Below are 2,029 nucleotides of genomic sequence, written 5' to 3'. Positions count from 1 at the left end.
AGCTCGTACGCGGGAAAAAGTTGAATAAAATAAAAACTTGTATAATGAAATACAATTATTAGCTTATTAAACCATTTGACTATATTCAAATTTTTAGAGTTTTAATTTATAATTGAACATATAGCTTTTTTATTATAAAAACATATTATGAAAGATTTTTTAGGTAAATTAAAAACTATAATATTTAAAAAGAAAGATACTATATTCGCAGTAATAGTTTCATTTATACTTCATATATTTGTATTGAGTTTGGTAAATACTTATATAATGGAATCTTTGTTTGCGTATAATGATAAATTAGAAAAACTATTAGAAGAAGAGAAAAATAAAAAAGATGATTATATGTTTTTGGTAGAGACTCCAGATGTAGAAGAAGAGGAAAATAATGAAGATACACCATTTGCTTCAGATAAGTCATTAGTATCAAGAGGACAGATAGATGTAACACCTTCAAAAGTATTTTCAGATTCTTCTGTGTTTTCTTTTTTGGGTGATGGTGCTAATAGTCCAATAGTTGAAAGACGTGATAATATAAATCCAAACAATAATAACAATTTACAAAAGCAAAAAGATTTAGGTAATGATATAAGCAGAGAAGATGTAGTGCCTTATAAGCCAAAAAATCCAGGTCTTAAAGGCGATACAAAAATACCAGCATCATTTGAAGACGGAGCCGATAGGGCAGTAGTTTTATCCAGCGAAACAGGAAGCATACAGCTTGGTACAAAGGCACAGGAATATTTTTGGTATTTTTATACTTTAGTTGGTTCTATAAGAGATTCTTGGTATTTAACTATTCCTAATCAGGCACATTTTTTGGGGCTTTTGAGAAGTGATGAGGTAGAGGTGCTTATATCTATAGATTTGGACGGAAATATTATTTTTGAAAAGTTTTTAAGCAATTCAAAATTAGGTCAAAGCAGTTTGGATAATTCATGCTCAAAGGCTATAGAATATGCCAAGAAATTAAAACCGCCTCCTCAAGGTTTGGTACGTGATTATGCAGAGAACGGTAAAATATATATACCATTTAAGTTTATATACCAAAATTTCAGCAGAGAGTGATAATTTTTTTGAAATTTATTTCTAAATATTTATATTGTTTTAATATTTAGTATGTAAAATATAGTTAGTATTACTTTCTTAACTTGCACTTTTTGGTTCTTTGACGAAGTCCACACCGTGTAGCGGCAGGAAAAAGTTGATAAAAATAACCTTTGAATTTTATCTACATACCCCGCCCTTTAGGATTGATAACTCCTTTTTATTTAAATGTTTAATTACATTCAAAGGTTTAAATTATATTTTTTGCTCCCACCCAAGTTTTAATTAGATTTAAAATACACTAAACGCACGGTTAATACGTTTTAATATATAATAAAATGAGAATTATAAATTTGTTATAATTATAAAATTTACTCTGCGTGCGGTGGGGAGTTTTATTCAACTACTCCAATATATGGAAGATTTCTATATTTCTGTGCATAGTCAATGCCGTATCCTACAACAAACTCATCTTCTATGTCAAAACCATTATAATCAATTTTTATATCAACTTTTCTTCTTGACGGCTTATTAAGAAGTGTACATATTTTAAGCGAAGCAACATTTCTAGTTTGTAATATTTCGCAAATTTTCTCTAAAGTGTATCCTGTGTCAATAATATCTTCTACTATAATAACATCTTTGCCTGTTAAAGGTATATCAACATCTTTTAATATCTTAATTTCAGAGCCTATCTTATCATTTCCATAACTAGATACTATCATAAAATCAACTTCTATATTAGTATCAATTTCTCTTGCTAAATCTGCAATAAATACAAAAGAACCCTTAAGAAGCCCTATTAAACAAGGAGTTTTATCTTTATAATCATTGTTTATTTTTTGTGCTAATTCTTTAACTTTTTTATTTATATTCTCTTCAGATATAAGTATCTTTGATATATTTTCATCTTTTCTCATAAATTATTCCTTAAAATCTTTTATTAATAATTTTTTGTTATATATTATCGTATATATATAATAAT

At 27.3% G+C, this 2,029-nt stretch carries 2 protein-coding genes; one reads left to right on the top strand and one right to left on the bottom strand.

The genetic code is table 11. The features are described from left to right. The first annotated feature begins 147 nt into the window (after window positions 1–147). Window positions 148–1,065 carry an energy transducer TonB family protein gene (locus E6A48_RS00460; RefSeq protein WP_219708083.1) on the top strand — a complete coding sequence of 306 codons (918 nt, stop codon included), beginning with the start codon at window positions 148–150 and terminating at the stop codon, window positions 1,063–1,065. A gap of 374 nt (window positions 1,066–1,439) precedes the next feature. On the opposite strand, the gene hpt is transcribed toward E6A48_RS00460, so the two are convergent. Further along, window positions 1,440–1,964 carry a hypoxanthine phosphoribosyltransferase gene (gene hpt / locus E6A48_RS00455; RefSeq protein ID WP_219708082.1) on the bottom strand — a complete coding sequence of 175 codons (525 nt, stop codon included), beginning with the start codon at window positions 1,962–1,964 and terminating at the stop codon, window positions 1,440–1,442. Between the last annotated feature and the right edge of the window lie 65 nt (window positions 1,965–2,029).

Origin of the sequence: Brachyspira pilosicoli, assembly GCF_019402445.1 — a bacterium.
GTDB lineage: Bacteria > Spirochaetota > Brachyspiria > Brachyspirales > Brachyspiraceae > Brachyspira > Brachyspira pilosicoli_B.
Note: the sequence above shows the minus strand (reverse complement) of the source record. Positions and strands in the feature narration are given on the sequence as shown.

Excerpts from the sequence above, each read along its gene's own strand:
- hpt (WP_219708082.1), bottom strand. The coding sequence starts at position 1,964 with ATGAGAAAAGATGAAAATATATCAAAGATACTTATATCTGAAGAGAAT.
- E6A48_RS00460 (WP_219708083.1), top strand. The coding sequence starts at position 148 with ATGAAAGATTTTTTAGGTAAATTAAAAACTATAATATTTAAAAAGAAA.